This window comes from Streptomyces sp. NPDC032161, from assembly GCF_040636995.1.
In the GTDB taxonomy this organism is placed as follows: domain Bacteria; phylum Actinomycetota; class Actinomycetes; order Streptomycetales; family Streptomycetaceae; genus Streptomyces.
Map to the genome: position 1 here is coordinate 214,569 of NZ_JBEZVN010000004.1, position 26,605 is coordinate 241,173.

The 26,605-nt window shown below is 72.7% G+C and carries 26 protein-coding genes; 18 read left to right on the forward strand and 8 right to left on the reverse strand.

The genetic code is table 11. The annotated features are described in order from the left end of the window. The first annotated feature begins 368 nt into the window (after nt 1-368). Both AB0E67_RS13245 and AB0E67_RS13250 read left to right on the forward strand, forming a co-directional pair. On the forward strand, nt 369-1,601 hold the full coding sequence (locus tag AB0E67_RS13245) for an SAV2148 family HEPN domain-containing protein (RefSeq protein WP_362025069.1): 1,233 nt from the start codon (nt 369-371) through the stop codon (nt 1,599-1,601). A 76-nt stretch (nt 1,602-1,677) separates the two neighbouring features. After that, a complete protein-coding gene (locus AB0E67_RS13250) occupies nt 1,678-2,406 on the forward strand; it encodes a 3'-5' exonuclease (protein WP_362025072.1) in 729 nt (242 codons plus the stop codon). Between the two features lie 109 nt (nt 2,407-2,515). Here AB0E67_RS13250 and AB0E67_RS13255 read toward each other — a convergent pair whose 3' ends face one another. After that, nucleotides 2,516-3,382 carry an aminoglycoside phosphotransferase family protein gene (locus tag AB0E67_RS13255; RefSeq protein ID WP_362025075.1) on the reverse strand — a complete coding sequence of 289 codons (867 nt, stop codon included), beginning with the start codon at nt 3,380-3,382 and terminating at the stop codon, nt 2,516-2,518. Nucleotides 3,383-3,486: 104 nt separating this feature from the next. Between AB0E67_RS13255 and AB0E67_RS13260 the strand changes: the two genes are divergently transcribed. From AB0E67_RS13260 to AB0E67_RS13285, 6 genes are all read left to right on the forward strand, one after another. Beyond that, nucleotides 3,487-4,479 (forward strand): sugar ABC transporter permease, encoded by a 993-nt coding sequence (locus AB0E67_RS13260; RefSeq protein WP_362025078.1) that lies wholly within the window; start codon nt 3,487-3,489, stop codon nt 4,477-4,479. Beyond that, the gene (locus AB0E67_RS13265; protein WP_362025080.1) at nt 4,476-5,315 is read left to right on the forward strand and encodes a carbohydrate ABC transporter permease; all 840 of its coding nucleotides are present in this window, start codon (nt 4,476-4,478) and stop codon (nt 5,313-5,315) included. Before AB0E67_RS13260 ends, AB0E67_RS13265 begins: the two co-directional genes overlap by 4 nt. Then, a complete protein-coding gene (locus AB0E67_RS13270; RefSeq protein ID WP_362025082.1) occupies nt 5,315-6,613 on the forward strand; it encodes an extracellular solute-binding protein in 1,299 nt (432 codons plus the stop codon). The genes AB0E67_RS13265 and AB0E67_RS13270 overlap by 1 nt, the downstream gene beginning before the upstream one ends. A gap of 704 nt (nt 6,614-7,317) precedes the next feature. Further along, a complete protein-coding gene (locus AB0E67_RS13275) occupies nt 7,318-8,520 on the forward strand; it encodes a S8 family serine peptidase (RefSeq protein WP_362025085.1) in 1,203 nt (400 codons plus the stop codon). Between the two features lie 122 nt (nt 8,521-8,642). Further along, nucleotides 8,643-9,218, forward strand: a complete 576-nt coding sequence (locus AB0E67_RS13280) for a DUF1697 domain-containing protein (protein WP_362025088.1) — start codon at nt 8,643-8,645, stop codon at nt 9,216-9,218. Further along, nucleotides 9,215-9,613 (forward strand): nuclear transport factor 2 family protein, encoded by a 399-nt coding sequence (locus AB0E67_RS13285; RefSeq protein ID WP_362025090.1) that lies wholly within the window; start codon nt 9,215-9,217, stop codon nt 9,611-9,613. The genes AB0E67_RS13280 and AB0E67_RS13285 overlap by 4 nt, the downstream gene beginning before the upstream one ends. A gap of 141 nt (nt 9,614-9,754) precedes the next feature. Here the strand turns inward: AB0E67_RS13285 and AB0E67_RS13290 are convergent, their stop codons facing one another. Continuing rightward, nucleotides 9,755-10,516 (reverse strand): ATP-binding cassette domain-containing protein, encoded by a 762-nt coding sequence (locus tag AB0E67_RS13290; RefSeq protein ID WP_362025545.1) that lies wholly within the window; start codon nt 10,514-10,516, stop codon nt 9,755-9,757. Between the two features lie 107 nt (nt 10,517-10,623). Continuing rightward, nucleotides 10,624-11,511: an aldo/keto reductase gene (locus AB0E67_RS13295; RefSeq protein ID WP_362025093.1), complete on the reverse strand. Its 888-nt coding sequence runs from the start codon at nt 11,509-11,511 to the stop codon at nt 10,624-10,626. A 396-nt stretch (nt 11,512-11,907) separates the two neighbouring features. On the opposite strand from AB0E67_RS13295, the gene AB0E67_RS13300 reads away from it, so the two are divergent. Then, nucleotides 11,908-12,513 (forward strand): XRE family transcriptional regulator, encoded by a 606-nt coding sequence (locus tag AB0E67_RS13300; protein ID WP_242433980.1) that lies wholly within the window; start codon nt 11,908-11,910, stop codon nt 12,511-12,513. 101 nt (nt 12,514-12,614) lie between these two features. On the opposite strand, the gene AB0E67_RS13305 is transcribed toward AB0E67_RS13300, so the two are convergent. Next, the gene (locus AB0E67_RS13305; RefSeq protein WP_362025096.1) at nt 12,615-13,463 is read right to left on the reverse strand and encodes an IclR family transcriptional regulator; all 849 of its coding nucleotides are present in this window, start codon (nt 13,461-13,463) and stop codon (nt 12,615-12,617) included. Between the two features lie 254 nt (nt 13,464-13,717). Continuing rightward, complete coding sequence (locus AB0E67_RS13310) at nt 13,718-14,686, reverse strand: zinc-binding dehydrogenase (protein ID WP_362025099.1); 969 nt, start codon at nt 14,684-14,686, stop codon at nt 13,718-13,720. A 361-nt stretch (nt 14,687-15,047) separates the two neighbouring features. On the opposite strand from AB0E67_RS13310, the gene AB0E67_RS13315 reads away from it, so the two are divergent. The 9 genes from AB0E67_RS13315 to AB0E67_RS13355 all read left to right on the forward strand — a co-directional run bounded on the left by AB0E67_RS13315 (nt 15,048) and on the right by AB0E67_RS13355 (nt 23,852). Then, on the forward strand, nt 15,048-15,983 hold the full coding sequence (locus AB0E67_RS13315; RefSeq protein WP_362025101.1) for a VOC family protein: 936 nt from the start codon (nt 15,048-15,050) through the stop codon (nt 15,981-15,983). Further along, entirely contained in the window at nt 15,980-17,287 is a 1,308-nt protein-coding gene (locus tag AB0E67_RS13320) for an aromatic ring-hydroxylating dioxygenase subunit alpha (protein ID WP_362025104.1), read from the forward strand. Before AB0E67_RS13315 ends, AB0E67_RS13320 begins: the two co-directional genes overlap by 4 nt. Further along, nucleotides 17,284-17,631, forward strand: coding sequence for a bifunctional 3-phenylpropionate/cinnamic acid dioxygenase ferredoxin subunit (locus AB0E67_RS13325; RefSeq protein WP_351521325.1), 348 nt, complete (start codon nt 17,284-17,286; stop codon nt 17,629-17,631). The genes AB0E67_RS13320 and AB0E67_RS13325 overlap by 4 nt, the downstream gene beginning before the upstream one ends. Further along, nucleotides 17,628-18,842 carry an FAD-dependent oxidoreductase gene (locus tag AB0E67_RS13330; protein ID WP_362025108.1) on the forward strand — a complete coding sequence of 405 codons (1,215 nt, stop codon included), beginning with the start codon at nt 17,628-17,630 and terminating at the stop codon, nt 18,840-18,842. The genes AB0E67_RS13325 and AB0E67_RS13330 overlap by 4 nt, the downstream gene beginning before the upstream one ends. A 151-nt stretch (nt 18,843-18,993) precedes the next feature. After that, on the forward strand, nt 18,994-19,554 hold the full coding sequence (locus tag AB0E67_RS13335) for a 3-phenylpropionate/cinnamic acid dioxygenase subunit beta (protein WP_362025109.1): 561 nt from the start codon (nt 18,994-18,996) through the stop codon (nt 19,552-19,554). A 176-nt stretch (nt 19,555-19,730) separates the two neighbouring features. After that, nucleotides 19,731-20,606, forward strand: coding sequence for an alpha/beta fold hydrolase (locus AB0E67_RS13340; RefSeq protein ID WP_362025111.1), 876 nt, complete (start codon nt 19,731-19,733; stop codon nt 20,604-20,606). Nucleotides 20,607-20,609: 3 nt separating this feature from the next. Next, nucleotides 20,610-21,479 carry a 3-(cis-5,6-dihydroxycyclohexa-1,3-dien-1-yl)propanoate dehydrogenase gene (gene hcaB, locus AB0E67_RS13345; protein WP_362025114.1) on the forward strand — a complete coding sequence of 290 codons (870 nt, stop codon included), beginning with the start codon at nt 20,610-20,612 and terminating at the stop codon, nt 21,477-21,479. 101 nt (nt 21,480-21,580) lie between these two features. After that, entirely contained in the window at nt 21,581-23,155 is a 1,575-nt protein-coding gene (locus AB0E67_RS13350) for a long-chain fatty acid--CoA ligase (protein ID WP_362025117.1), read from the forward strand. 148 nt (nt 23,156-23,303) lie between these two features. Further along, entirely contained in the window at nt 23,304-23,852 is a 549-nt protein-coding gene (locus AB0E67_RS13355; RefSeq protein WP_362025120.1) for a GNAT family N-acetyltransferase, read from the forward strand. A 239-nt stretch (nt 23,853-24,091) separates the two neighbouring features. Here the strand turns inward: AB0E67_RS13355 and AB0E67_RS13360 are convergent, their stop codons facing one another. Genes AB0E67_RS13360 through AB0E67_RS13370 form a run of 3 tightly spaced genes read right to left on the reverse strand, consistent with a single transcriptional unit; the run spans nt 24,092 to nt 26,575 of the window. Continuing rightward, complete coding sequence (locus AB0E67_RS13360; protein WP_362025122.1) at nt 24,092-24,913, reverse strand: sirohydrochlorin chelatase; 822 nt, start codon at nt 24,911-24,913, stop codon at nt 24,092-24,094. A gap of 8 nt (nt 24,914-24,921) precedes the next feature. Next, entirely contained in the window at nt 24,922-25,800 is an 879-nt protein-coding gene (locus AB0E67_RS13365) for an ABC transporter permease (protein WP_073785242.1), read from the reverse strand. After that, nucleotides 25,787-26,575: an ABC transporter ATP-binding protein gene (locus tag AB0E67_RS13370; RefSeq protein WP_362025125.1), complete on the reverse strand. Its 789-nt coding sequence runs from the start codon at nt 26,573-26,575 to the stop codon at nt 25,787-25,789. Before AB0E67_RS13370 ends, AB0E67_RS13365 begins: the two co-directional genes overlap by 14 nt. Nucleotides 26,576-26,605: the final 30 nt, after the last annotated feature.

Here is a 26,605-nt window from a genome sequence, read left to right on the forward strand (position 1 = left end):
CCTGGTGGTTATGGGTCGTTCGAGCACGGTCTCTCATGAATATTCCGTATCTTCCCGATCTTCTCGAATCTTCCCCGAAACGGGTGCGGCTTCCTAGGACGTCGCGCGGGCCGGTCAACATCGGTCCGCTCCGTGTCGCCCCCAGGACCGGAATCCCGGGCCCCGAAATCGCTCCGGCCCCGGAACGAAGCCTCGGGCGGGGGGTCCAATCGCTATGAATCCGCTCACTACGGCGGATCTCGCCCCGGGGAACGCGCTTTCCACCTTGGGGAGTTGATGAAAGCAGCCTGTGCATCCGGCTGCACCGGATCACGCTCGCGGAGTACCCTTCCTTGATCGTTGGTGGGGGAGTGGAAGGCGGTGCACGGGTGAGCTCGGAAGGCTTCGAGCTGCCCCCGGGTGACACAGGTCACGAGGGGGAATCCGCCGATGCCCCACCAGGGGCGGTCTCGCTTGCCCGGCCCGTGGAGATCGGCGCGGAACTGGACTGGGGGGCGGACGCCTGGAGCGAGGTGCGCACCCGAGCCCAGCGGGCCGGACGCGCCTACATCTGGCTGAACCTCGTGGAGCAACGGCTGCGGGCCGTGGTCGCGGCGGTGCTCCGGCCCATCTACGAGCCGGTCCACGGCGAGGAGTGGGTGGTGGCCGCCGCCGGGCCCGCCGGGCAGGAGTGGGTGCAGCGTGCCGTCGCCGTGCGCGAGGTCTCCCGGCGCAAGGGCTATCTGCTCGATCCGGCCGACGACAACGTGCTCAGCTTTCTCACCCTGCCCCAGCTGCGGGAGCTGCTGGTCCAGCACTGGCCGTGCTTCGAGCCCTACTTCGACGACCGCCGCGAGGTCGAACTGGCGCTCGACGAGCTGGAGGTCGCGCGCAACGTGGTCTCCCGCAACCGCGCGCTGAACGAGGCGGTCCTCGCCCAGGCCGAGCGCGCCTCCGCCCGGCTCCTGGAGATCCTGGGCGGCGGCGCCTCGGTCCCGTCGGCCGACCGGCTCCCGGTCGACGCCGTCGAGGAACTGGTCGGCGACCGGTACGCGGACGTGGTGTCGGTCCATCCCGACCGGGTGCGGCTCCAGCGCCAGCTGCCCGCCGAGGACCTGTTCGGCGGCTCACGGCGCCTCGACGCGATCGGCATCGGACTCAACCTGCTGGTGCAGAACTTCTCCGGCCGCAGGCTGATCCGGCTGGCCGAGTCCGGCTGCCGGGTCCGGCTGCTGTTCATCAACCCGGCGAGCAGCGCGGTCAAGCGGCGCGAGCGGGAACTGGGCCTCAAGAAGGGCGAACTGAGCCGGTCCGTGGAGATGAACATCCTCCACATGCGCCGCGTCCGTTCCAGGCTCCGCGACCCCGGAGCGTTCGAGATCCACGTCTTCGACGAGACGCCGCGCTTCACGGCCTACCTCGTGGACGGAGACGGGACGGACGCGGTCGGGGTGGTGCAGCCCTATCTGCGGCGCGCACGCGGCATGGAGTCGCCGGTGCTGGTGCTGCGCGGCGGCGGGCGATCGGTGGTGCGGGCCGGGCAGGACAGCGAGCACGGCTTGTTCGAGACGTACCGCGAGGAGTTCGAGTCCGTGTGGACGGACTCCCGGCCCGTCTCCTGAGGGGCCGTGAGCCCGTTGTCAGTGGTGCGTGCGAGGGTGGTCACCACATGGGGGAGGAACACGAAGGAGGTACCCGATGAGCTGGCACCGGGAGGCGCTGGTCGGCTTCGACCTGGAGACGACGGGCACGGACCCGCTGGAGGCCCGGATCGTGACGGCCGCGGTCGTGGGCGTCGAGATAGGGGACGGGGAGCCGGTGCGGCAGCGCACCTGGCTGGCGGATCCGGGCATCCGGATCCCCGCGCAGGCGTCGGCGATCCACGGCATCAGCAGCGAGCGGGCGGCGGCCGAGGGGCGGCCGGTGCGCGAGGTGGCCGACGAGATCGCCGACACGCTCACCGGCCACTGGCTCCGGGGCGTCCCCGTCGTCGCGTACAACGCGGCCTTCGACCTGACGCTGCTGACGGCCGAGCTGCACCGGCACGGGCTGCCGTCCCTGAGCGACCGGCTCGACGGCGCCGGGATCGGACCGGTCGTCGACCCGTACACCATCGACCGGGCCGTCGACCGCTACCGGAAGGGGAAGCGGACCCTCGAAGCGGTCTGCGTCGAGTACGGGGTGGTGCACGGCGGCGCCCATGACGCGGCGGCGGACGCGCTCGCCGCGGTCCGGGTGGCGTACGCGATAGCCGAGCGGCACGGCTCGGTGGCCGGGTTCACCGCCGCCGAACTGCACGAGCGCCAGGTGGAGTGGTACGCGCGATGGGCGGCCGACTTCCAGGAGTTCCTGCGCCGCAAGGGCACCGCGGACGCGGTGGTGGACGGCCACTGGCCGTTGCGGGAGCCCGCCCGGGTGGCCGGCTGAGGGCGGGAGCGCCCCGGCCCGCCGGGGCTCACCGGGCGACGGGCGGCCTCCGCTCCGCCGGGAGCGTACAAGCGGTCGTCGGCCCCGCCGGGAAGCCCGGGACGGGGCCTCAGAACGGATACCACCGCACGGTCGCGTCCCCCTCGCGCAGCGACGCCACCCTGCGGCGGAATTCCGCCAGCGCCTTGGGGTTGGTCGGCGCGTGCTGAGACACCCACGCGCAGCTCGCCGTCTCCCGGGCGCCGCGCAGTACCGCGCAGCCGTCCCACTCGCGGACGTCCCAGCCGTACGCGGTGGTGAAGGCGTCGTACGCCTCGACGGGCAGACCATACCGGTCCCGGGACAGCGCGAGCACCACCAGATCGTGCTCCCGCAGGTCCGCCGAGAAGGTCTCCAGATCGACCAGCACCGGCCCGTCCGGGCCGACGTGCACGTTGCGGGGGAGGGCGTCGCCATGGATCGGGCCGGGGGTCAGACGCGGGATCAGCGTCGCCGCGGCCGCGGCGAAGCCGTCACGGCGCTCACGCAGATAGTCGGCGTCGGCCGGGTCGATCGCGTCGCCCGCGAGACGTAGCCAGCGCTCGACGCCGCCCAGCAGCTCCCGGGGCGGAAGTGTGAACCCGTCCGGGGCGGGCAGGGCGTGGACCAGCCTGAGCAGCCCCGCCAGATCGCGCGGTTCGGCGGGGCGCACGGCCGTCGGCAGCCGGTGCCAGAACGTCACCGGATGACCGTCCACCAGCCGCACCCCGGGCTCGGCCGCCCGTACGGCGGGGACGCCGGAGGCGGCCAGCCACCGTGCCACCGCCACTTCGCGCTCGGCCCGGTCCCGCAGCTCCGGGCTGAGCACGGCGTCCCGGCCGACCTTGACCACCAGATCGTCCACGGCGAACACCGCGTTCTCGCCCAGCGCGAGCAGCTCCGCGCCGCCGGACAGTCCGGCAGCGACCAATACCTCACGCGCACGCATTTCGTCCATGGATCCGATTTTCGCACTCGTGTCGGCCGGGTTGACGAACCGACGGCCCGTCAGCACGATGACGAGGATCACCTGAGCGTTCAGGGCGGTAAGAATCCGATCGAATGACGCAAGGGGTCGCATTCGCGACATCGACCAGCGCAGCGGTGCGAACCGGGCGAAAAACCCGCATCGGTGGACCGTGCGGGCGCCAGCCCCGACTGCCCGGAGCCCGTCCCCGGTCGGCCGGCGGCGGCCCGGGTGCCTGGTTCCTCGTCCTTCCCGCGTTGGTCCCGATCCTGGTCCTCAGCGTCGGGCCGCTCCTCCACGGCGTCGCACTGGCCTTCACCGATGCCCAGTCCGGCCGTACCCGCGCCACCCAGTGGGTGGGCACGCTGAACTTCCAGGACCTGCTGCACGACACCCTCTTCTGGGAGTCGTTCCGGATCGGTCTGCTGTGGGCGGTCGGTGTCACGGTCCCGCAGTTCCTCCTCGCCCTCGGCCTGGCCCTGCTGCTCGACCAGAACCTGCGGATGCGCTGGGCGGCGCGGGCCCTGGCGATCGTTCCGCGGGCGATGCCCGAGGTGGTCGTCGGCATCATGTGGCGGCTCGTCTACCACCCGGACGCGGGCGTCCTCAACGAGACGGTGCGCGATCTCGGCCTCGGCGACGGCAGGGCCTGGCTCACCGGCCCCACCACCGCCCTGCCCGCCGTGATCGTGGTGGGCGTCTGGGCCGGCATGCCGCAGACCACCGTCGCCCTCCTCGCCGGACTCCAGAACACCCCGCACGAACTCCACGAGGCGGCGGCGCTGGACGGGGCCGGTGCCTGGCGCCGCTTTCGCACCGTCACCCGGCCCGTCCTGAGACCGGTCGCGCTCGCCGTCACCGCGCTCAACTTCATCTGGAACTTCAACGCCTTCGCCCTGGTCTACGTGCTGACCGACGGCGGACCCGGCGGCCGTACCCGGCTGCCGACGCTCTTCGCGTACGAGGAGGCGTTCCGCTACGGGCAGTTCGGCTACGCCGCGGCGATGGGCTGCGTGCTGGTCGCGGTGGTCGCCGTGATCCTCGCGGTGTTCCTCGCCGGGCGGCTCGGGGGAGGGGAGGACCGGTGAGCCCGGCCCCCCGCGGCCCGGTGCGGGCCGGACAGTACGCCGCTCTCCTCTGCTACCTCGCCTTCCTGGCGTTCCCCTTCCTGTGGCTGATCTCCACCGCGTTCAAACCGGCGCGGGAGCTGGGGTCGCTGCACCCGACCTGGATCCCCGCGCACCCGACGGCGGACAACTTCCGCAGCGCGTTCGACGAACAGCCCCTGGTCCAGGCCGCCGTCAACTCACTGACCGCCGCCACCTGCGCGGCCCTCGTCGCGGTCGCCGTCGCCACCCCCATGGCGTACGTGACGGTCCGGCACCGCTCCCGGCTGTCGACGGCCACCACCGGTTGGGTCGTGGCCGGTCAGGCGTTCCCGATCGTGCTGGTGATCATTCCGCTGTTCCTGATCCTGAAGGAGCTCCATCTGATCGACACCGTGTGGGGGCTGGTCATGGTGTACGCGGTCTGGGCCCTGCCCTTCGCGCTGTGGATGCTGACCGGATATGTACGGGCGCTGCCCGTCGAACTGGAGGAGGCGGCGTCCGTCGACGGGGCGGGCCGGCTGCGGACGCTCGTCCCGGTCACCGCCCCGCTGCTCGCTCCCGGCATCGTCGCCACGGCCCTCTTCGCCTTCGTCACCGCGTGGAACGAGTTCTTCTTCGCGCTCGTCCTGCTCAAGTCGCCGGAGAACCAGACCCTGCCGGTCGTGCTGACCCACTTCATCGGTGCGGAGGGGGCCGCCGACCTCGGGCCGCTCGCCGCGGCCGCGTTCCTCGCGACGCTCCCCTCGCTGCTCGTCTTCGCGGTCGTCCAGCGGCGGATCGCGGGCTCCGTGCTCGCCGGGGCGGTGAAGAGCTGATGCGCGGCGCGGTACGCAGGACGGCCGTCGCCGCGGCCACCGCGCTGGCCCTGCTGCTCGGCGGCTGCGCGGGGACGGACGACGGCCGGGACGCCGATGGCAGGACCGAGATCCGATTCCTGTCGCTCGCCTGGCGGAAGGAGTCCGTCGAGGCGGGCAAACAGCTGGTGAGGGAGTGGAACGAGGCCCACCCCGACACCCGTGTCGGATACGTGCAGGGCAGTTGGGACACCGTCCACGACCAACTGCTCACCTCCTTCGAGGGGGGCGAGGCACCGGACGTCATCCACGACGCCTCCGACGACCTCGCCGACTTCGCGTACGGCGGATACCTCGCCGACCTGCGCACGCTCCTTTCGGACCGGCTGACCGCGGACATCCCGCAGCGCAGCTGGCGGACCACCACCTTCGGCGACGGCGTCTACGGGGTGCCGTTCCTCCAGGAACCCCGTGTCCTCATCGCCAACACCAGGCTCCTGGAGGCATCCGGCGTCCGCGTACCGATCCCGGCCCGCCCCTGGAGCTGGAGCGAGTTCCGCCGGGCGGCCAGGGACATGACCGGCGAGGGCACGTACGGGGTGGCCCGGCCGCTCAAGGAACCGGTCTCCGTCACCCTCAACCTCGGGCTCTCCGCGGGCGGCAGGCTCTTCCACCGAGGTCCCGACGGCAGGGTGACCCTCCGGGCCGGGCCCGGCGACCGGGTCGTCCCCGGAATCGTCCACGACCAGATCGCCGTCGACCGCAGTGCCACCCCCACCGCGCTCGGCATGAGCGGTTCCGACACCCTTCCCGGCTTCTTCGGTGGCAGGTACGCGATGGTCCCGCTGGGCTTCTCGTACCGTCAGCAGATCGTCGAGCAGGCCCCCGAGGGCTTCGAATGGACCGTCCTGCCCCCACCCGCGGGCAGCGAGGGAGCGGTCCAGGGAGTGAGTCCGCAGACCCTCTCCATCGCGGCGGCCAGCCCGCACAAGGCGGAGGCGGCGCGGTTCGTCGACTTCCTGCTGCGCCCCCGGAACACGGTGCGCCTCGCCCGGGGCGACTGGATGCTCCCGACCGGCACCGAGGCCCTCGCCGACCCGGCGCCGCACACCGGAAGACACGGCTGGGCGACCGGCGTCGCGATCGCGAGGGGACTGCGTCCGGCCCCCGCCCAGTCGGTCCGCGGCTACCCGGAATGGAAGGACAAGGTCGCCCCGCCCGCGCTCCAGGAGTACTACGGCGGGGCGATCGGCGCCGACGAGCTGAGAAGACGCCTGGTCGACGACGGAAACCGGGTGCTGGCCCGCTATCAGCGCTGAGGCACGCCGGGCGTGACGTGCCGTCAGGTCGCCCTGCTGCGCGGACGGCGTGTCGAACCGGAACATCCTCCACGAGGCCATGCGGTTGCCGCCGCCCTCCTGGACATCCTGCGCAGGACACCCCCGGAGTACCCCGCGCTCGACCCCCGGATCGGCGCGACCGGCGACGTCCTCGACCGGCTGCGTCGCGAGGATCTGACGGTGAGTCCGGAGCAGACCGCGGCGGAGGTTCCGCTCGCCGGACTGATGAGGGTCTCCGGGGCGCGGGTCGTACGGGCTGAGGGCCGGGGTTCCGCGCCGTCAGGCCCCGGGCGCCGGGCCGGGCGCGGTACGGGACCCGAGTCGGGCTCGTGTGAGCCCGGGGCCGGCCCGCGGGCCGGGACGGCGCCGACGGCCGGGGGCGTAAACAAGCCGAGTCCTCGTCGGCGTGCACGGCCCGGTGCGGTCCGCCTTCCCTCGTGCGAAGCGCAAGGGCCGTACTGGCGAGGGCGTCGGGGCCGTGCGAATGGTCCAACTTGCGGCGCGGGCGCCCGACTTGGGCACGCCTGGCCGAATTTCTATTACAAAACTTTGTTGCGTAAGTCACAGCCGCAAGAAGGTCTTGATCTGAGCGCGTCAATCGGCAAGGGTTTCGAGCCAACCCCCGGAGATCTTCCGGCCGGGGGTCAATCCCCCCACAAAGAATGACGAGGAGACCCCTCTTCATGGCTATTCACAAGCGCGCACGCCGGATCAAGCTCACCGCCGCGATAACCGCCGTGGCGGCGGCCGCCGGAGTCACCCTGCTGAACACGCCCGTCGCCGGAGCCGCGTCCGCTCCCGCGATGGGCGTCGTCTACGGCGCCGACGCGGCGAACGCCGTCCAGGGCAGCTACATCGTGATGCTGGACCACAAGGCCGACAAGTCGAAGCTGGCCAAGAAGTACGGCGGCAAGCTCGACCGGAACTTCAAGTCCGCCGTCAACGGCTTCTCCGCCAGCGGCCTCTCGCTGACCGAGGCCAAGCGACTCGCGGCCGACCCGGCCGTCTCCAAGGTGGTCCAGAACAAGAAGTTCCACATCGACGCCACGCAGCAGAACCCGCCGTCCTGGGGGCTGGACCGGATCGACCAGACCGAGACGGCCGGCGACGACGCGTACACCTACCCGGACAGCGCGGGCGAGGGCGTCACCGCCTACGTCATCGACACCGGTGTCCGCACCACGCACAACGAGTTCGAGGGCCGGGCCACCTCCGGCTACGACGCGGTGGACGACGACGACAGCGCGGACGACGGCAACGGCCACGGCACGCACGTGGCCGGGACCATCGCCGGTGCCACCTACGGTGTCGCCAAGAAGGCGAAGATCGTGGCCGTCCGGGTCCTCGACGACTCCGGCTCCGGCACCACCGAGCAGGTCGTCGCGGGCATCGACTGGGTCACCGCCAACCACGAGGGCCCCTCCGTCGCCAACATGAGCCTCGGCGGCGGTGCGGACGAGGCGCTCGACGCCGCGGTCCAGAAGGCCATCGCCTCCGGGGTCACGTTCGCCGTGGCCGCGGGGAACGATTCCTCCGACGCGAGCCAGACCTCGCCGGCGCGCGTTCCCGAGGCGATCACCGTCGCCTCGTCCACGGTGGACGACGAGCAGTCGTACTTCTCCAACTACGGGTCGATCGTGGACATCTACGCACCCGGGTCGGACATCACCTCGTCCTGGAACGACAGCGACGACGGTTCCAACACGATCTCCGGCACCTCCATGGCGACCCCGCACGTCGTCGGTGCCGCCGCCGTCTACCTCTCCGGACACCCGGACGCCACCCCGGACGAGGTCGCCACGGCGCTGACCGAGGGCGCCACCCCCGACGCGATCTCCAACGCGACCGAGGGCACGCCCAACAAGCTGCTCAAGATCGTCGAGTAGTCGCCCCCCGGGCGTGACCGGTGTCCGGACGCCGGTCACGCCGGGGGCCCCACGGCCGCCGCGCCCTCCCCCACGGGGCGCGGCGGCCGCTCCGCGCGGGCGCGTCGTCCTATGGTGTGACCATGACGATGTACGCGGCGCTGTTGCGCGGGATCAACGTGAGCGGCCACAAGAGGGTGCCGATGGCCGAACTCCGCACCCTGCTCACCGAACTGGGCCACGGAGACGTCCGTACCCATCTGCAGAGCGGCAACGCCGTCTTCAGCAGCCCGTCGGACGACGAGAACCTGCTCGCCGCCGAGCTGGAACGGGCCATCGAGAAGCGGTTCGGGTTCGCCGTCCCCTGTCTGGTCCGCGACGGCGCGTACCTCGCGGCGGTCGCCGCGGCCTGCCCCTTCCCGGCCGCCGAGCTGGAGGGCAGGCAGTTGCACGTCACCTACTTCGGGCAGCCCGTGGACGCGGCGCGCTTCGAACGGATCGAGGCGGCGGACCACCTCCCCGAGGAGTTCCGGCTCGGGGACCGCGCGCTGTACCTCTACGCACCCGACGGGCTGGGCCGGTCCAGGCTCGCCGACGCGCTGTCCCGCCCCTCCCTCGCCCCGGGCATCACCGCCACCTCCCGCAACTGGAACACCGTGCTCAAGCTGGTGGAGTTGACGGCGGCGGGGGAGACCACGCACCACGGAGCCGGCGCATGACCCAGACGCCACCCGGAGTGGCCGCGGCGGTGGAGGGCGAACTGCGTCTCCTCGACCCGGCGGTACGCGCCTGCGCCGACGTCCTCGCCCAGGTGCTGCACCCGGACTACCGCGAGATCGACTCCACCGGCCGGATCTGGGACCGGGACGCGATAATCGCCTCGCTCACCGGTCAGGGCGCCCCGCGCCCCGGCCCCCTCACCGCGTCGCGGATGCGCGGGGTCCAGCTGGACGGCGGACTGGTCCACCTCACCTACGACACCGAACGCAAGGGGCACCTCGCCCACCGCAGTTCGCTGTGGCTGTTCACCGGGACGGGCTGGGCGCTCTACTTCCACCAGGCCACACCGTTCGGCGCGACGGCAGCGGACATCGTTCCCCGCGCCGGCGGCTGAGCCCGCGCGGCGGCACGTCACGCGCTGCGAGCCGCGGCGAACGGACCCCTGCGCGGGCGACCGCCGCGCTCGTCGGCGGGCGGTCACGGTCGTCGGTGGACGGACGCGGACGGTCGCGCGCCCAGGGGCGGACCCGCTCGTTCAGCGGCGTGCGGCCCGGTGGGCCCGCGCCGTCCACCGGCCGTCCGTACGGGAGATCCGCACCGGATGTCCGAAGCAGTCGCTGACCAGGTCGGTGGTCAGCACCTCGTCCGCGTCGCCCGACGCCACACAGCGTCCTCCGCGCAGCAGCATCGCGTGCGTGGTGGACGCCGGCAACTCCTCCAGATGGTGTGTGACCAGGACGGTGGCCAGCTCCGGATGCTCCTCGCGCAGTGCGTCCAGACTGTCCAGCAACTGCTCGCGGGCCGCGAGGTCCAGGCCCGTGGCCGGTTCGTCGAGCAGCAGCAGGCGCGGCTCGGGCATCAGCGCGCGGGCGATGAGCGTACGGCCCCGCTCGCCCTGCGAGAGCGCGGGCCAGCGCGACTCCGTCTTCCCGCCCATGCCGAGGGTCTCCAGCAGGGTCTCGGCCCGGTTTCGCTGCTCCCGGGTCGGGGACCAGCGTGGCACCGGCTCGATCGAGTTGGTCAGACCGGTCAGCACCACCTCGCGCACCGACAGCGGGGAACGCAGCGGATGCCGCGGATCGACATGCCCGAGCATCGACCTCAGCTCCCGCAGATCGACCCGGCCCAGGGTGCGTCCGAGCACCTCGACGGTGCCCCGGGTGGGATGGTTGACCGCGCCGAGCAGACCGAGCAGCGTGCTCTTGCCGGCCCCGTTGGCGCCGAGCAGGGCCCAGTGCTCACCACTGCGCACGGTCACGGACACCGAGTCGAGCAGGACGTTGCCGTCCCGTACCAACGAGACGGCCTCGGCCCGGATCACCGGGGCGGCCGCGCCGCGAGCGGGTGCCCCGGCCGGGGCGGGAACGGGGGTGGTGGTCTGCGTGGTCACCTACGAGCACTCTTTCATGCGGGGCGGGTCCTTCGGGCGGACGCGAGCCCTTCCAGAAGGCTCATGTCCTCGGCGGACAGCCGGACCTCCCGAGCCCCCATGTTCTCCGCGAGATGGACGGGCGAACCGGTGCCGGGGGTGGGGCACAGGACGGGGGAGCGGTGCAGCAGCCAGGCGAGGGCGATCTGCCCGCGCGTGGCGCCGTGCCGATCGGCGACACCGGTGAGTGCGGCGCCCGCCTCACCGGTCAACGCCCCGTCGGCCAGTGGGAACCAGGGCAGAAACGCCAGGCCGTGGGCCTCGCACACCCTCAGTACCGCGTCCGACGAGCGGTCGAGGAGATTGAACCGGTTCTGCACCGAGGCGATCCCGGTCAGGGAGAGGGCCTGCTCCAGCTGGTCGGCGGTGAGGGTGTCCAGACCGATATGGCGGATCTTACCCTCCTGCCTCAGTTCATCCAGTGCGCCCAGCTGGTCGGCCATGGGCACCTCGGGGTCCAGCCGGTGCAGCTGGTAGAGACCGATCCGTTCCGTCCGCAGGCGTCGAAGGCTCGCCTCGCACATCGCCCGCAGCCGGTCGGGGCGGCCGTCGACGTGCCAGGCACGGTCGCTGGTGCGCACCACACCGCCCTTGGTCGCTACCACCAGTTCGTCCGGGTACGGGCGCAGGGCCTCGGCGACCAGTTCCTCGGCCAGACCGGGTCCGTAGTTGTCGGCGGTGTCGACGAGCGTGACGCCCTGTTCGACGGCCGCCCGCAGCACCGCCACCGCCTCCCGCCGCTCCCCGCGCGGCCCCCAGTAGCCGGGACCGGTCAGCTGGGCGGTGCCGTAGCCGAGGCGGCGCACGGGCGACTCGCCGCCCAGCAGGAACACGTCGTCGAGAGGGTGTGACACGGGAGACATGCGCAAAGGCTATCGACGACGGTGCGCCGTGCCGTGAGGCCCGGGCGTGGGGCGCCCGCGCCGGGGAATCGGCGGCCGGGGTGGGTAACCACTCAGCGAGAGAGCGGGAGGCGTTGTGCAGTGTCCCAGATGCGGCAAGCAGATGAGCCGTAACGTCGGTGGCTGGTGGACCTGTTGGAGCTGTGGCAACACCCAGCCCGGATACGGGGCGCCCTCGGCGTCCCGGCCGGTCGCGCCGGTCACGGGCGCAGACGTGTCGATGTGCCGCGTGCTCATATGAGACCGGCTCCGGCACCGGTTCCGGGACCCGCTGCGGCGCCGGTGAGATCCCTGCCGTCTACATCGATCTCCCGATTCCCGCCGTCCGGGGCCGTCCAGGTGCCCTATGGTGGTGCGGTGTCGACAGGAAACACCGTGGTCGCGCGCAACATGCGCTTCCTCAGAGAGCAGCGCGGGTTGTCGCTGGCCGAACTCGCCCGCCAGGCCGGGCTGGCCAAGCAGACGCTCTCCAAGGTCGAGCTGGGCACCGGAAATCCCACGGTGGAGACGCTGTTCGCGGTCGCGGCCGCCCTCGGCGTGCCGGTGACGCGACTGGTGGCCGAACGCGAGCAGGTCATGACGGTGCGTCGGGGCCGGGACGCGTCCTGGCAGGAGCGGTCCGGCTACGAGGTCCGCAGCCTCGACCATGTCTACGGCTCGGGTGTCATCGAGAACTACGTGCTGCGGATCCGGGGCGAGGGGCACTCGCAGCCCCACCCGGTGGGCACGCTCGAACATCTCTACGTCATCAGCGGCCGGGTCAGGGTGGGCCCGGAGGACAGCCCGGTGGAGCTGTCCGCCGGTGACTTCGTACGTTTCCCCGGCGACCGCCCGCATCTGTACGCGTCCCTCGACGGGGAGAGCGTGGTGCACATCGTGGTGAGCGTGCCGCGGGTCCAGCCGGGCACCGGCGGGGTGCACGGCGGTGTGCGCCGCGAGAACGGCGTGGCCACCGAGGACTGACCTCCGACGGGCGGGCGACGCTGTCGGAGTCCCGGAGTCCCGGAGTCCCGGCGGCACGTCGTTGCGCGACGGTCGCCGGGGCCCGGCCGGGGTGGCGCGGCTCAGGCGGCCGCGGGCTCCGCCGGTGCCGGGCGGCGACGACCGCGCGGGCGGGCCGCGGCGCCCAGCTCCCTGGCCGCCTCGAAGGCGACCCGGCGCAGCTCCGGCGCGACCCGGGCGGGTTCGAAACGGTGCAGTGCGCCGGAGACCGAGATCGCGGCGACCGGGCGGCCGGCCGCGCCCATGACCGGCACCGCCACGCACGTGACACCCGGCAGGATCTCCTCGCGCTCGTAGGCGATTCCCTCGCGCCGGACCCGGGCCAGTTCGGCCCGGAACTCCGCCGGATCGGTCACCGAGTGCTCCGTCGGCGCGGGCAGCCCCTGGGTGATGGCCAGCTCCGCCGCGTCGTGGTCGAAGGCGAGCAGCGCCTTGCCGACCGCGGTGCAGGACGCGGGCAGCCGCGAACCGATCCGGGTGGGCGTACGGGCCCGGCGGTGGCCGTGCAGCTTGTTGACGTACATGACGTCCGTGCGGTGCAGCACCGCCAGGTGCACGGTCTCGTGGGTGAGGACGTACAGCTCGGTGAGGAAGGGGAGCAGCCGTTCCTGGAGCATCAGCGGCGTCGGCCCGTAGGCCCGGCGCCCGATGTCGAAGAGCTGGGGGCCGAGCCGGTAGCTGCTCCCGACGCGCTCGACGACGGCGTTGCGCTGGAGAATGCCCAGCAGCCGGAACGCGGTCGACTTGGTGAGCCGGGTGCGGCGGGCGAGTTCGCTGACGCCGACCTCGCGGTCCTCCTCGGCCAGCGACATCAGCAGGGTCAACGCCTTGTCCACGGCGGTCTGCTGGTCCTGCGAGGGGCCGGTGCCGGACGCGCTCCCGGCATCGGTGGTCGAGATGGGGTCGAGCATGTCCGCCTCCGCAACACTCTCCGGCGACCACTTCAATGGACGCATGTCCACTTTAGATGACTGTTTCGGCGTCGTGAAGAGCAAAGGCTCCGCAAAATGGAGAAAGCGGTGCCTCGCATGTCATATCCGAGGGACGGGTGGCCGGGGGACACGTGCCGTGTCCGGGCGGCGTACGAGGCTCCTCACCCGCGGAACCGGGCCGGACGGGCGTCGCGCTGACCGCCGTCCGGCCCGTGTCCGGGGTGTGGTCCCGGTCAGGGGCGGACGATCACCTTCCCCGTGACCTCACCGTCGATCATGGCGCGGAAGCCGTCGTGGATGGCGGTCAGCGGGATCTCCCGGTCGATCCGGGGCCGCACCCCGGCACGCTCCATGAACCGCAGCAGCGACACGAACTCCTGGCGTGTCCCGCCGGTGGAGCCCAGCACCCTCTGCTGGAGGTAGAAGACCCGGTTCAGGTCGGCCGGCGGGTTGGCCCCGCTGGTCGCGCCGGCCACCACCACCGTGCCGCCGGCCCGCAGCGAGCGCAGCGAATGGGACCAGGTGGCCTCGCCGACCGTCTCCACGACCACGTCGACCTTCTCCGGAAGCCGTTCCCCGGTGGGCAGCGCCACATGGGCCCCCATTTCCAGGGCCGCGTCCCGCTTGGCCTCCGACCGGCTGGTCGCGTACACCCTGGCTCCGGCCGCCCGCGCCAGCGTGATGGCCGCCGAGGCCACACCGCCCCCCGCGCCCTGCACCAGCACCCGGTCGCCTGGACGTGTCCGCGCCTGGGTGAACAGCATCCGGTACGCCGTCAGCCAGGCCACCGGCAGACAGGCGGCCTCCGCGAAGGACAGCGAGGCCGGCTTGGGTATCAGATTCCGCCGCGGCACGCACAGGAACTCGGCGAACGCCCCGTCGTGCCGCTCCGACAGCAGCGCCCGGCCGGGGTCCAGGGTCTCGTCGCCGCCCCCGGCCTGCGGGTCGCCGATCACCGGATGGACGACGACCTCGTTCCCGTCCTCGTCGTACCCGGCCGCGTCGCAGCCCAGCACCATGGGCAGCCGCTCCGCCGGGTGGCCGACCCCGCGCAGCGTCCAGATGTCGTGGTGGTTCAGCGCGGCCGCGACCACGCGGACCACCGCCCAGCCGGGCGGGGCCACCGGAGCGGCGACCTCGCGCAGCTCCAGCCCGCCGAGCGGATCGGCGGGGTCCTGGCGTACGGCGACGGCGGCGAGCATCGGTCCTCCTGGGGCGGGGCGTCATCGAGATCGGCGCACGGGCGCGTACCGGCGCACCGCGCGAACCCCCGACCCTTCCCGGACCGGGCGTCCGGCGGCCAGCGACCGTGCCGGAAAGCGGCACGAACGTCCGGCGGGCCAGCCGGACCCGGCCCGGCCCGGCGGACACGGAGGGCGCGGAGAGCGCGGGTGCGGCCGGTGACCGGGCGCCGGGCGGCGTGACCCGGACGCGTTCCACAGGGCGGCACAACGCGTGGCAGCGCCGCCCGGGACGTCGTCTGCTGGGTGCTGCCCGTACGGACCGACAGCCCGTCCGGCCCCCGCCCGTACCCCCTGACCAGACCTGAAGGGACGGCCCGTCATGCAACTCAGCGGACTGGGATACTTCGGACTCCGCACCCGGCACGTCGACCGATGGCGCGCCTTCGCCGAGAACGTGCTCGGACTGTCGGCACGGACCACCGAGGACGGGCTGCGGCTGCGCGCGGACGACCGGGCCTGGCGCATCGCCCTGCACGAGGCCGACACCGAGGAATTCGGCTACGTCGGCTGGGAGGTGCCCGGCCCCGCCGAACTGGCCGCCGCCGCGGCGGAGCTGGCCGCCGCCGGTGTCGAAGTGACGCACGCCGACGACGAGTTGCTGCGCGAGCGCGATGTGCTCGGCCTCTTCCACGTCGAGGACCCCGACGGCGTCCGGGTCGAGATCTTCTACGGTGCCCGCACCGCCGTCACCCCGTTCGTCTCGCCGACCGGCGCCCGCTTCGTCACCGGCGAACAGGGCCTGGGCCATGTGGTGTTCTCGGTTGACGACTACGCCGCGACGCTCCGGTTCTACACGGAACTGCTCGGCTTCCGGCTCTCCGACTTCTGCGACCTCGGCCGCAAGCGCATCGCGTTCCTGCACACCAATCCGCGCCACCACTCGCTCGCCTTCGCCGGGCTCGTCATCGAGCCCGAGCGCAAGCCGCGCAAGGACGTGGACCCGGGCGAGCTGTTCCACTTCATGCTGGAGGTCGACGACCTCGACACCGTCGGCCACGCCTACGACCGCTGCCTGGAAGGGGCCGCGCCCGTCGCGCTGACCCTCGGCCGGCACAGCAACGACAAGATGCTCTCCTTCTACGCGGTCACGCCCTCCGGCTTCGAGATCGAGTACGGCCACGGAGCGATCACCGTCGCCGACCCGTGGACCGCGACCCGTGTCGACGGCACCAGCCTCTGGGGCCACCGCCGCCCGCCCAAGCCCGCCCCCGCCGTGCCCCCGGCCGCGGCCGCCCCGGAAGGAGCCACGGCATGAGCGCCCTGAACCGTGCCCCGGCCCCCTCCGTCGACGTCAGTGGGTACTTCGACATCGACCAGGGCCTCGTCGACCGCGGGATCTTCAGCGACAGCGGGCTCTACCAGCAGGAACTGCGCCGCGTCTTCGCGCCCAGCTGGCTGTTCCTCGCCCACGAGTCCCAGTTCGAGAAGCCCGGTGACTTCTTCAGCACGTACATGGGCGAGGACCCGGTCATCGTGACCATGGGCAAGGACCGGCGCATCCGGGCCTTCCTCAATGCCTGCCGCCACCGCGGCATGCGGGTCTGCCGCGCCGACGCCGGAGCCACCAAGGCGTTCACCTGCAACTACCACGGGTGGTCGTTCGACACCTCGGGCAAGCTGATCAACGTCCCCAACCGCGAGGGCTATCCGGACGACTTCGACGAGAGCCGCTGGGGCCTGATCGAGGTCGCCCAGCTGGACACGTACAAGGGCCTGATCTTCGCGACCTGGAACCCGGACGCCCCCGGGCTGGTCGAGGCGCTCGGCGGCATGACCTGGTACATGGACGCCATGCTCGACCGCGACCCGGAGGGCACCGAGGTCGTCGGCGGGGTCCACAAGTGGGTGCTGGAGGGCAACTGGAAGCTCGCCGCCGAGCAGTTCTCGTCCGACTGGTACCACGTCAACATCTCGCACGCCTCCGCCCTGATGGTCATGTCACCCACCGGCAAGGGGCCCAAGACCGAGATCGTGCAGACGCCGGGCCGCCAGTACACCGACCCGAACGGGCACGGCGCCGGCTTCCCGACCCACCCCAAGAGCCGTTTCGACGACCAGGTGGTGCACGAGTACTACGACTACGACCGGCTGCGCGAACGCCTCGGCAAGGAGCGCGCCGAGGGTCCGATGACGACCGGACACGCCAACGTCTTCCCCAACTTCTCCTACCTGCCCGTGAACGGCAGCATCCGCGTCTGGCACCCCAAGGGCCCGGACCGGATGGAGGTCTGGGCATGGACGATCGTCGACAAGTCGATGCCCGACGAGGTGAAGAACGCCCAGCGGCTCTACAACCTCCGCACGTTCGGACCCACCGGCATCTTCGAGCAGGACGACGGCGAGAACTGGAGCGAGGTCCAGGCCACCGCGCACGGCTTCGTGGCCGGCGGCATGGCGCTCAACTACCAGATGGGCATCGGGACGGGAGCCGAGGACGGCGTCCACCCCGGCACCACCGGACACCTGTACTCCGACGGGGCCGCCCGCGGCTTCTACACCCGCTGGCGCGACCTGATGAACACCCCGGCCTGGCACGAGAAGGCGGCTGAAGAACGATGAACACCACCGGCAACGTGGTACGGGTCGCCGATGTCGGCGACATCGAGGAGGGCGAGGCCCTCCAGGTGCCCGCCGAGCGGACCGGCTACCGCGACGCCATCGCCGTCTTCCACGACGGTGGCGCCTACTACGCGCTCGACGACACCTGCTCTCACGGCCAGGCGTCGCTCGCCGACGGCTGGATCGAGGACGGCGAGGTCGAATGCCCCCTGCACAGCGCCCGCTTCTGCCTCAGGTCGGGCGAGCCGCAGTGCATGCCCGCCACCATCGCCGCCCGGACCCACAAGGTCGAGGTGCGCGAGGGCGGGATCTGGCTGCACCCCGGTCAGGAGCCCACGGCATGAAGAGGATCGCCCTGGTGGGCGCGGGCATCTCCGCCGTCTCCACCTGCGACGCGCTGCGCTCCGGCGGATACGACGGCGAGATCGTGCTGCTGAGCGACGAGGAGGGCGTGCCCTACGACCGTCCGCCGCTCAGCAAGGACGTCCTGCTCGGCAGGGCCACCGTCCGCGACGACGTGGCGCTGCGACCGGCCGACTGGTACGAGAAGCAGCGCGTCGACCTGCGGCCCGCGACCGCCGTGACCGCGCTGCGCCCCGACGAGGGCGTACTGGAACTGGCCGACGGCACCGAGTTGACGGCCGACCGGATCGTCCTCGCCACCGGCGGCACCGCCCGCACCCTGCCGGTGCCGGGCGCAGACGACCCCGCCGTGCACACCCTGCGCACGTGGGCCGAGGCCGAACTCCTGCGCTCCCGGCTGATCCCCGGGGCCCGGATCGCCGTCGTGGGGGCCGGGCTGATCGGCGCCGAGACCGCGGCGGTCGCCGCCGGACTGGGCTGCCGGGTCACCCTCGTCGACCCGGTCCCCGTGCCGCTGACCGCCGTCGTCGGGCCCGACATCGCCCGTGCGCTGCACGACCGGCACCGGGCCGCGGGCGTCGACGTCGTCACGGGCGGCGTGGAACGCATCGACCGGGCGCCCGGCGCCGACGAGGTCACCGTCACCGTCGGCGGCCACGCCACGCCGATCAACGCCGACACGGTCGTCGTCGGCATCGGGATCCGGCCGGACACCGCGCTCGCCGAGGCCGCCGGGCTCACCGTCGACAACGGCATCGTCGTGGACGCCGCCCAGCGCACCTCGCACCCGAGGGTCCACGCGGTCGGGGACGTCGCCCGCCGCGCGGACCACCCGGTGCGCCACGAGCACTGGGACGCCGCGCAGCGCTCCGGTCAGGCCGCGGCCGCCGGACTGCTGGGGACGGACGCGCCCGGCGAACCGGCCTCCTGGTTCTGGTCCGACCGGTACGGCAGCCGCCTGGAGGCGGTCGGCTCGATGGCCGACGCCGAGGAGACCGTACGCCGACCGGAGACCGGGTCCGCGGCGTTCACCGTGTTCGGGCTGCGCGCGGGACGGGTGGTCGCCGCCGCGGCGATCGACCGGCCCAAGGACATCAAGGCCGCACAGCGGCTGATCGCCCGCGCCGTCGCCGTCACCCCGCAACGGCTCGCCGACGAGTCCGTCGAGCTGCGCGCCCTGCTGCGCGGCTGACCGGTCGCGCCCGCCCCCTTGTCGTTCCCCGCCGTCCGGCAGCCGGCCGAGGTCCACCGCCCGGACCGTGCCGCGGACCGGCACACCCGCTCCCCGCGCCCGCCGCCGTGCGATGGGATAGCCGACGCAGCGCGGCCTTCTAGGAGGATCCATGAGCATCCACACCCAGGACTCCGCCGCCCCCGCTCGAGGTGCGGCGCTGGACGACATGCTGCTCCACTTCGAGGTGCAGCGTTTCTACACGCTGGAAGCCCAACTGCTCGACCAGCACCGCTACGCCGACTGGCTGGAGCTGCTCGCCGAGGACCTGCACTACTGGGCGCCGGTACGGACCAACCGGCTGCGGCGCCAGCAGTCGCTCGCCGACGGCGCCCCGGGCGAGGTCGCCGTCTTCGACGAGACCAGGGCGAGCCTCGCCTGGCGCATCCGGCGGTTCGACTCCGGCATGGCCTGGGCCGAGGACCCGCCGTCGCGTACCCGGCACCTGATCACCAACGTCGCCGTGCGCGTCGGTGACGAACCGGGCACGTACGTCGCCGAGTCCGACTTCCTGGTCTACCGCAACCGGCTGGAGCGCGAGGTCGACGTGTACGCGGGCGGCCGCACGGACCTGCTGCGCCGCGAGGAGGACGGGAGGCTGCTGATCGCCCGCCGTCACATCCTCCTCGACCAGAACGTGCTGCTCGCCAAGAACATCAGCACGTTCCTCTGACCGCCCGCCCCTCCTTCCGCACGCCGGGCCCGATCTCCGACCGCCGCCCGCCGTGCGACGCTCGGCACGCGCGTGGCGACCGCCCTTCCGCACCCGCGGCGACGACCGCCCGCCGTTCCTGCCCCGTACCGACCGGCAAGCCCACCCCGCCGGCCCCGCATCCCCGTGGAGTTCCCGTGACGTCCGTCCGCACACCCGACGCCGTAGAGCCCGAGATCACCGAACACACCGTCCAGACGTCCCTGGGCACGATCTCGGTCAGTGAGGCCGGGCAGGGCCCCGTCCTGGTGATGCTGCACGGCGGCGGCCCGGGCGCCACCGGTCTCGCCAACTACCGGCAGAACCTCCCCGCGCTCGCCCCGCACCACCGGATCCTCCTGCCCGACCAGCCGGGCTTCGGTGGCAGCTACCGGCCGTCCGAGGAGGATCTGGACGCCCGCTCCATCACCGAGATCACCGTGGACGCGCTCCTGCAGGCCCTCGACGCCCTCGGCGTCGAACGGTTCCACCTGCTGGGCAACAGCCTCGGCGGCGCGGCCGCGATCGCCACCGCCCTCGCGGCGCCCGAGCGGGTCGAGAAGCTGGTCCTGATGGCGCCCGGCGGCGGCTGGCTGCCGTTCGGCCCGACCCCCACCGAGGGCCAGAAGGCGATGTTCCGCTACTACAACGGCGAGGGCCCGACCGTGAAGAAGATGCGGGACTTCATCCGCGTCATGACGGCCGAGCCCAAGCGCTGGGAGGACACGGTCCAGGCCCGGTACGAGGCCTCCCTCGACGCGAGCCACATCGAGTTCTACCACCGCTACAACGCGGCCTTCGGCAAGCGGCACGGCATGGACCCGCTCTGGCGCGACGTGCACCGGATCAAGGCTCCGACGCTGCTGCTCTGGGGGCGTGACGACCGCACCATCACCCTCGACGGTGCCCAGCTCATGCTCAAGCAGATCCGCGACGTCCAACTGCACGTGTTCGGAGGCTGCGGCCACTGGGTGCAGCTGGAGCGGCAGGCCGAGTTCGAGCGGCTCGTCAACGACTTCCTCCAGGAGCGCTGAGCCATGACCACCGCACACCCCGCCACCACGGAACCGTCCGCCGGCTGGCTCGACGGCGACGTCGCCCTGATCACCGGTGGCGCCGGCGGCCTCGGGCGCGCCGTCGCGCTGCGGTACCTCGCCGAGGGCGCCCGTGTCGCGGTGCTCGACCGGGACGCCGAGCAGCTGAAGGCGCTGGCCGAGGCCGCGGGCGAGCACGCCGACCGGGTGCTCGCCCTCACCGGTGACGTACGCTCGACGCAGGACCTGCACGCGGCGGTCGCCGCCACCGTCGAGCGGTTCGGGAAGCTCGACGTCCTGGTTCCCAACGCCGGGATCTGGGACTACCACCGCAGTCTCACGCGGCTCACGGGCGAGGAGCTGGCGGAGGCGTTCGACGAGGTCTTCGCCGTCAACGTCAAGGGCTATCTGCTCGCAGTGGAGGCGGCCTGGCGCGAGCTGGTGTCGACCCGGGGCAGCATCATCATGACTCTCTCCAACTCCTCCTTCCACACCAACGGCGGCGGCCCCGTCTACACGGCGAGCAAGCACGCCTGCCTCGGTCTGGTCCGGGAGTTCGCGTACGAACTCGCCCCCAGGGTCCGGGTCAACGGTGTCGCCTGCGGCGGCATGCGCACGCAGCTGCGGGGCCCGGAGAGCCTCGGTCTCGACGAGCGCAGGATCGAGGACTCGTTCGCCCGCGCCGAGGCGGCGGGCGAACGCCCGAACGTGCCGCTGTACGAGGCGAGCGTGGAGCCGGAGGACTTCACCGGGACGTACGTCCTTTTGGCTTCCCGCCGCAACAGCGGCAACATCACCGGGGCCGTGGTCCCCGTGGACGGCGGCATCGCCGTACGCGGCTTCCGCACCGCGGCCGGCGGCGCCGGTCTCTGACCGGTCGCCCCCGCCGCTTCCCCGACCGCCTCAGCCCCCCACCGACACAGCTCTCCCCTCCACCGCCACAGCCGACAGTCACCGAAGGAGCCGCTCGGGTCATGGTCGACATCAGTCCTGCTGCCGCCGTGCAGCGCAGAGCGCGGTACGACTCAGCCGCCCCCGCTCTCGTCTACGAGGGCCGGACCATCACGGCCGGCGCCCTCGCCGCGACCACGGGCAGGCTCGCCGCCGGGCTCGCCGCCCTCGGCGTGCGGCGCGGCGACCGCGTGGCGTTCCTGGGTCTCAACAGCGCGACGCTGCTGGAGACGCTGCTGGCAGCCACCCATATCGGCGCGGTGTTCGTGCCGGTCAACCACCGGCTGGCCGCCGACGAGGTACGGCACATCCTCGCCGACTCGGGAACGCACACGCTGATCGCCGAGGAGAGCCACCGGTCCCTGGCGGAGTCGATCCTCTCCGAGGTCCCGGTCCGTCGGCCGGTCCTCGTCGACACCGACCCGTCCTGCCCCGCGGCCCCCGCCCCGCCCGCGGTGTGGACCCCACTGTCCGAGGTGCTCTCCACGGACACGACGCCGCAGACCGCGGTCCCGGTGCGGGACGACGACCTGGCCGCGCTGATGTACACGTCGGGGACCACCGGCCGGCCCAAGGGGGTCATGCTCACCCACGGCAATCTGTGGTGGAACGCGGTGAACGTCGACACCATGGTCGACACCCGCCCCGACGACGTGAACCTGGCCGTGGCCCCGCTCTTCCACATCGGTGGGCTCAACGCCCTCACGCTGCGCACGCTCACCCGCGGCGGTGTCGTCGTCGTACGCCGCCACTTCGATCCCGAGCAGTGCCTGGCCGACCTGGTGGCGCACCGGGTCACCAGCGTCTTCGCGGTCCCGGCCATGTTCGCGGCGCTCACCCGCGCACCGGGGTTCGGGGAGGCCGATCTGTCCGCGCTGCGCGCGGTGATCGTGGCGGGCGCCGCCGTGCCGCCCCAGCTCATCCGGGACTACGCGGAGTCGCACGGTGTGCTGCTGCAGCAGGCCTGGGGCCTGACAGAGACGGCGCCGTTCGCCACGTATCTGCCCGCCGCGCGCACCCTGGAGAAGACCGGGTCCGCCGGTCTGCCCATGCCGTACACCGAGGTCTGCCTGATGGTGCCGGGCCGGGGCACCGTCATCGAGGAGCCGCATGTGCGCGGCGAGATCTGCGTGCGCGGCCCCAACGTCGTGGCCGGCTACTGGAACAACCACCGGGCCACCCGGGAGGCGTTCGACGACGCGGGCTGGTTCCACAGCGGCGATGTCGGATACCGCGACGAGGACGGCCACTACTACGTCGTCGACCGGCTCAAGGACATGATCATCAGCGGTGGCGAGAACGTTTATCCCGCCGAGGTCGAGCGGGTGCTGAGCGCCTTCCCCGGAGTCCACGAGGTGGCGGTCGTCGGCATCCCCCACCCGAAGTGGGGCGAGACCGTCGTCGCCGTCCTCACCTGCGAGCCGGGGGTCGAACCGACCCTCCAGGAGGTGCGCGACTTCGGCTCCGGCCGGCTCGCCCGCTACAAGCTGCCCACCCGCCTGGTCCTCGCCCCCGAACTGCCGCGCAACGCGAGCGGCAAGCTGATCAAGAGCCGGGTGCGGGACATCGTCACCGACACCGGGCCGACCACCGGCTGACCGGTCCGGCCGGCCCGGCCGCTCTCCGCCGGGCCGGCCGGACCGCCCGTCCCCGACCGGGGGACGGGCGGGCACACCCCGGCCTCGGGCCGTCGCACTTCCCGGCCCACCGCCTGCCGGGATCCCCCCACCACGAAGGGTCGCCGCCATGAAGCTCACCACCGTCGGCCACCACCCGCTGCCCGTGCCGGCCCTCCCGGGCCACGTCTCCGGATGGACCCTGCGCCCTGCCGGCTCCGCTCCCGCCACCGGGGCCACCGTCCCGTTCGGCGCGGCTCCGGCGGGCGCCGTCCGCACCTGCACGGCGAGCAGCGGCCACGACGGCGGACCGGTCGTCCGCCTGACGATCCACCGGGTGCTCCACCATCCGCTGCGCGGCTGCTACCCGGTCGGCGCGCACGATCTGCTGCTGGAGCTCGACATCACGGAGCCGCGGAACCCGGTGACCGGCGAGGGCCGGGACACCGCGGGGCTGCTCCGCTCCCTGGTCGCGGCCCTCTTCGCGGCCGATCCGTCCTGCCGTCGCATCACGGCGGCCCCGCCCGTCGAGGACACCGCCGCCCGGGAGCGTTACGCCGCCGGAGGCTTCCGCCCGGTGGCCGAGGCCGAGGTGCGCGAGGGAACCGTGGTGCTGATGGTGGTCGAGCCCGCGCAGGTCACCACGATCGACACGGCCCTTTCCGCCATGCCGCACTGACCTGCCGCGCAGGCTGTGGGGCGGGCTCGCCGGGGGCGGCGGCCCGGAGCCGTCCGCCCGACGGCCGGACGGCATGGGGGCGCGTGCGGATGCCGTCCGTCCGGTCCGACGGTTCCCGGTCGCGGGGCGGCCCGGTCGGACCGAGCGCGTCCGGTCGCGGGGCGGCCCGGTCGGACCGAGCGCGTCCGGTCGCGAGCCGGTCCGGCGGTGCCCGGGCGCGGAGACCGTCCCGGAACGGGTCACGCGCTGAGCGTGCCCGTCCGCGCGAACCCGGCCACGTGCCCGGCCGGCGCCGCAGCTCGCGAGGCCGGCGCGCGGGCCTCGTCGTACCGGTGCAGCAGCAGGCGGGCCAACTCCTGCGCCGGGCCCAGGACGTCGGCCAGCACGTCCGCGTCGGCCGCGCCCGCCGCTATCCGGTCGGGGAGCCGGCCGGGGGCGACGACGTACGGGGCCACCGCCACCCGCCGCACCCCCTCGGCCCGCAGGGCCCGCACCGCGTCCTCGGTGCGGGGGAACCCTGCGGGAGATGAGGCGGAGGCGAACGCAGGCCGCACGGCGCACCAACCGGTGTGCCGCAGCTCCCGCGCGATTTCAGCGATCACTGCGATCGCCTCCGGGTCGGTGGAGCCCGCCGAGGCCAGGACGAGCCCGGTCGAGGCGCGGTCGCCGGGACGGACCCCGGCCTCGCGCAGCCGACGTTCCAGCGCCGCGTTCAGCAGCGGCGACGGGCCGAGCACCTCGGCCTGACGGACGCGCAGCCGGGGCAGTCTGGTCCGGGCCTCGTGCAGCACCGTGGGGATGTCGGACTTGGCGTGGAAGGCCCGGGTCAGCAGCAGCGGCAGCGCGACGACGTCGACGGTGTCACCGGCGTCCTCGGGTTCCCGCGCCGCCAGGCGTTCCAACACCCTCGGTACGGACGGGGCGTTGAAGTCCAGGAAGCCGGTCTCCACACGCAGCCCCGGCCGCAGCGACCGTACCCGCGCGGTGAGCGCGTGCACGGTCGCCGCGTGCCGCGGGTCGCGGCTGCCGTGGGCGATGACGAGGAGTACCGGGGCGGACATGGCGTGGCTCAGTTCTTGACGAGGAGGCCGCGGCCGCGCAGCACCCGCCGCTCCAGCGGACTGAAGATCAGCAGGTCGATCGCGATGCCGACGAACAGGATCAGGATGATGGCGAGGAAGATGCCGGGCATGTCCGCGTTGTTGCGGCCGTTCTCCAGCAACTGCCCGAGTCCCAGGCCCAGATCGGGCGAGGAGGCGATGATCTCGGCGGCCATCAGCGAGCGCCAGGAGAACGCCCAGCCCTGCTTGAGACCGGCGAGGTAACCCGGCAGCGCCGCGGGCAGCACGATGTGCCGGGTCCCGCGCAGTCCCGTCGCGCCGAGCGTGCGGCCGGCCCTGAGAAAGAGCGGCGGCACCTGGTCGACGCCCGACACCAGACCGTTGGCGACCGAGGGCACCGCGCCCAGCAGGATCACCGCGTACATCATCCGGTCGTTCAGGCCGAGCCAGATCACGGCGGGCGCCACCCAGGCGACCGACGGCAGGGACTGCAGCCCGGACAGGATCGGGCCGATCGCCGCCCGCACGGGCTTGACCCGGGCCACCAGCAGGCCCAGCGGCGTACCGATCGCCACGGCCAGCAGGAAGCCGAGCAGACCGCGCGAGACGCTGGTCCAGATGACGTCCAGGAGCGTTCCCTGGAGCCACATGTCGGTCGCGCTCCGCCAGACCGCTGCCGGCGACGGCAGCTTGTAGTCGTCGGTGACCCGGGCCCGGACGAGGAGCTGCCAGACGACGAGCACCAGGGCCACGGCCAGCAGCGGCGGCAGGACCTTGCGCAGCAGCACCTCGCGCACGGGCGTGCGGCGCTCCTGCACGGCGTCCAGGGCGTCGAGTCCGGCCTCCAGGCCCGCCAGGTCGTCGGGCTTGGTGTCAGTGCTGGCCATGGCGGCGGATCTCCCCACGCAGTTGTTCGGTGATCTCGATGGACAGTTCCGCGACCGCCTTGTCCTCGATGCGGCGCGGCTGCTCGATGCCGACGGTCCACTCGCGGGCGATCCGACCGGGGCGGGAGGACAGCAGGACGACCCGCTGGGCGAGCCGTACCGCCTCGCGCACGTTGTGGGTGATGAAGAGGACCGAGACGTTCGTCTCCCGCCAGATCCGGGTCAGTTCGTCGTGCAGCACGTCCCTGGTGATGGCGTCGAGTGCGGCGAACGGCTCGTCCATCAGCAGCAGTTGACTGTCCTGGGCGAGGGCGCGGGCCATCGCCACGCGCTGTCGCATGCCGCCCGAGAGCTCGTGCACGCGCTTCTCGTACGCCCCGCCGAGCCGGACGAGTCCGAGCAGCCGCTCCGCCTCCGCCCGCCGATTCGACCTGGGCACGCCGCGCAGACGCAGCGCGAGTTCGATGTTGCGGCCCGCGGTCAGCCACGGGAACAGGGCGTGCTCCTGGAACATGAGGGCCGGCCGCCCGCCGGGGGTCTCGATGGAACCGGTCGTCGGGCGGTCGAGCCCGGCCACCAGGTTGAGCAGCGTCGACTTTCCGCACCCGGAGGCCCCCAGGAGGGTGACGAACTCGCCGGGCGCGACATCGAGCGAGATGTCGTCGAGGACGAGTTGCGGTCCCTCCGGTCCGCCGAAGGACTTGGACACGTGCGAGATGCGGGCGGCGTGCCCGACCGCGGTACGGTCAGCGGCCCTGGTGAGCGTGGTCGCCATGGTCGTCACCTCCTGGGGATCTGGATCCGG

Bases quoted from the DNA above. Each gene is read 5' to 3' on its own strand.
- AB0E67_RS13295 (WP_362025093.1), bottom strand. From the start codon at position 11,511: ATGTCTCCCGTGTCACACCCTCTCGACGACGTGTTCCTGCTGGGCGGC.
- AB0E67_RS13285 (WP_362025090.1), top strand. From the start codon at position 9,215: ATGACCCAGACGCCACCCGGAGTGGCCGCGGCGGTGGAGGGCGAACTG.
- AB0E67_RS13305 (WP_362025096.1), bottom strand. From the start codon at position 13,463: ATGCTCGACCCCATCTCGACCACCGATGCCGGGAGCGCGTCCGGCACC.
- AB0E67_RS13350 (WP_362025117.1), top strand. From the start codon at position 21,581: ATGGTCGACATCAGTCCTGCTGCCGCCGTGCAGCGCAGAGCGCGGTAC.
- AB0E67_RS13280 (WP_362025088.1), top strand. From the start codon at position 8,643: ATGACGATGTACGCGGCGCTGTTGCGCGGGATCAACGTGAGCGGCCAC.
- AB0E67_RS13270 (WP_362025082.1), top strand. From the start codon at position 5,315: ATGCGCGGCGCGGTACGCAGGACGGCCGTCGCCGCGGCCACCGCGCTG.
- AB0E67_RS13250 (WP_362025072.1), top strand. From the start codon at position 1,678: ATGAGCTGGCACCGGGAGGCGCTGGTCGGCTTCGACCTGGAGACGACG.
- AB0E67_RS13320 (WP_362025104.1), top strand. From the start codon at position 15,980: ATGAGCGCCCTGAACCGTGCCCCGGCCCCCTCCGTCGACGTCAGTGGG.
- hcaB (WP_362025114.1), top strand. From the start codon at position 20,610: ATGACCACCGCACACCCCGCCACCACGGAACCGTCCGCCGGCTGGCTC.
- AB0E67_RS13315 (WP_362025101.1), top strand. From the start codon at position 15,048: ATGCAACTCAGCGGACTGGGATACTTCGGACTCCGCACCCGGCACGTC.
- AB0E67_RS13255 (WP_362025075.1), bottom strand. From the start codon at position 3,382: ATGGACGAAATGCGTGCGCGTGAGGTATTGGTCGCTGCCGGACTGTCC.
- AB0E67_RS13355 (WP_362025120.1), top strand. From the start codon at position 23,304: ATGAAGCTCACCACCGTCGGCCACCACCCGCTGCCCGTGCCGGCCCTC.
- AB0E67_RS13260 (WP_362025078.1), top strand. From the start codon at position 3,487: ATGACGCAAGGGGTCGCATTCGCGACATCGACCAGCGCAGCGGTGCGA.
- AB0E67_RS13365 (WP_073785242.1), bottom strand. From the start codon at position 25,800: ATGGCCAGCACTGACACCAAGCCCGACGACCTGGCGGGCCTGGAGGCC.
- AB0E67_RS13310 (WP_362025099.1), bottom strand. From the start codon at position 14,686: ATGCTCGCCGCCGTCGCCGTACGCCAGGACCCCGCCGATCCGCTCGGC.
- AB0E67_RS13325 (WP_351521325.1), top strand. From the start codon at position 17,284: ATGAACACCACCGGCAACGTGGTACGGGTCGCCGATGTCGGCGACATC.
- AB0E67_RS13275 (WP_362025085.1), top strand. From the start codon at position 7,318: ATGGCTATTCACAAGCGCGCACGCCGGATCAAGCTCACCGCCGCGATA.
- AB0E67_RS13335 (WP_362025109.1), top strand. From the start codon at position 18,994: ATGAGCATCCACACCCAGGACTCCGCCGCCCCCGCTCGAGGTGCGGCG.
- AB0E67_RS13360 (WP_362025122.1), bottom strand. From the start codon at position 24,913: ATGTCCGCCCCGGTACTCCTCGTCATCGCCCACGGCAGCCGCGACCCG.
- AB0E67_RS13330 (WP_362025108.1), top strand. From the start codon at position 17,628: ATGAAGAGGATCGCCCTGGTGGGCGCGGGCATCTCCGCCGTCTCCACC.
- AB0E67_RS13370 (WP_362025125.1), bottom strand. From the start codon at position 26,575: ATGGCGACCACGCTCACCAGGGCCGCTGACCGTACCGCGGTCGGGCAC.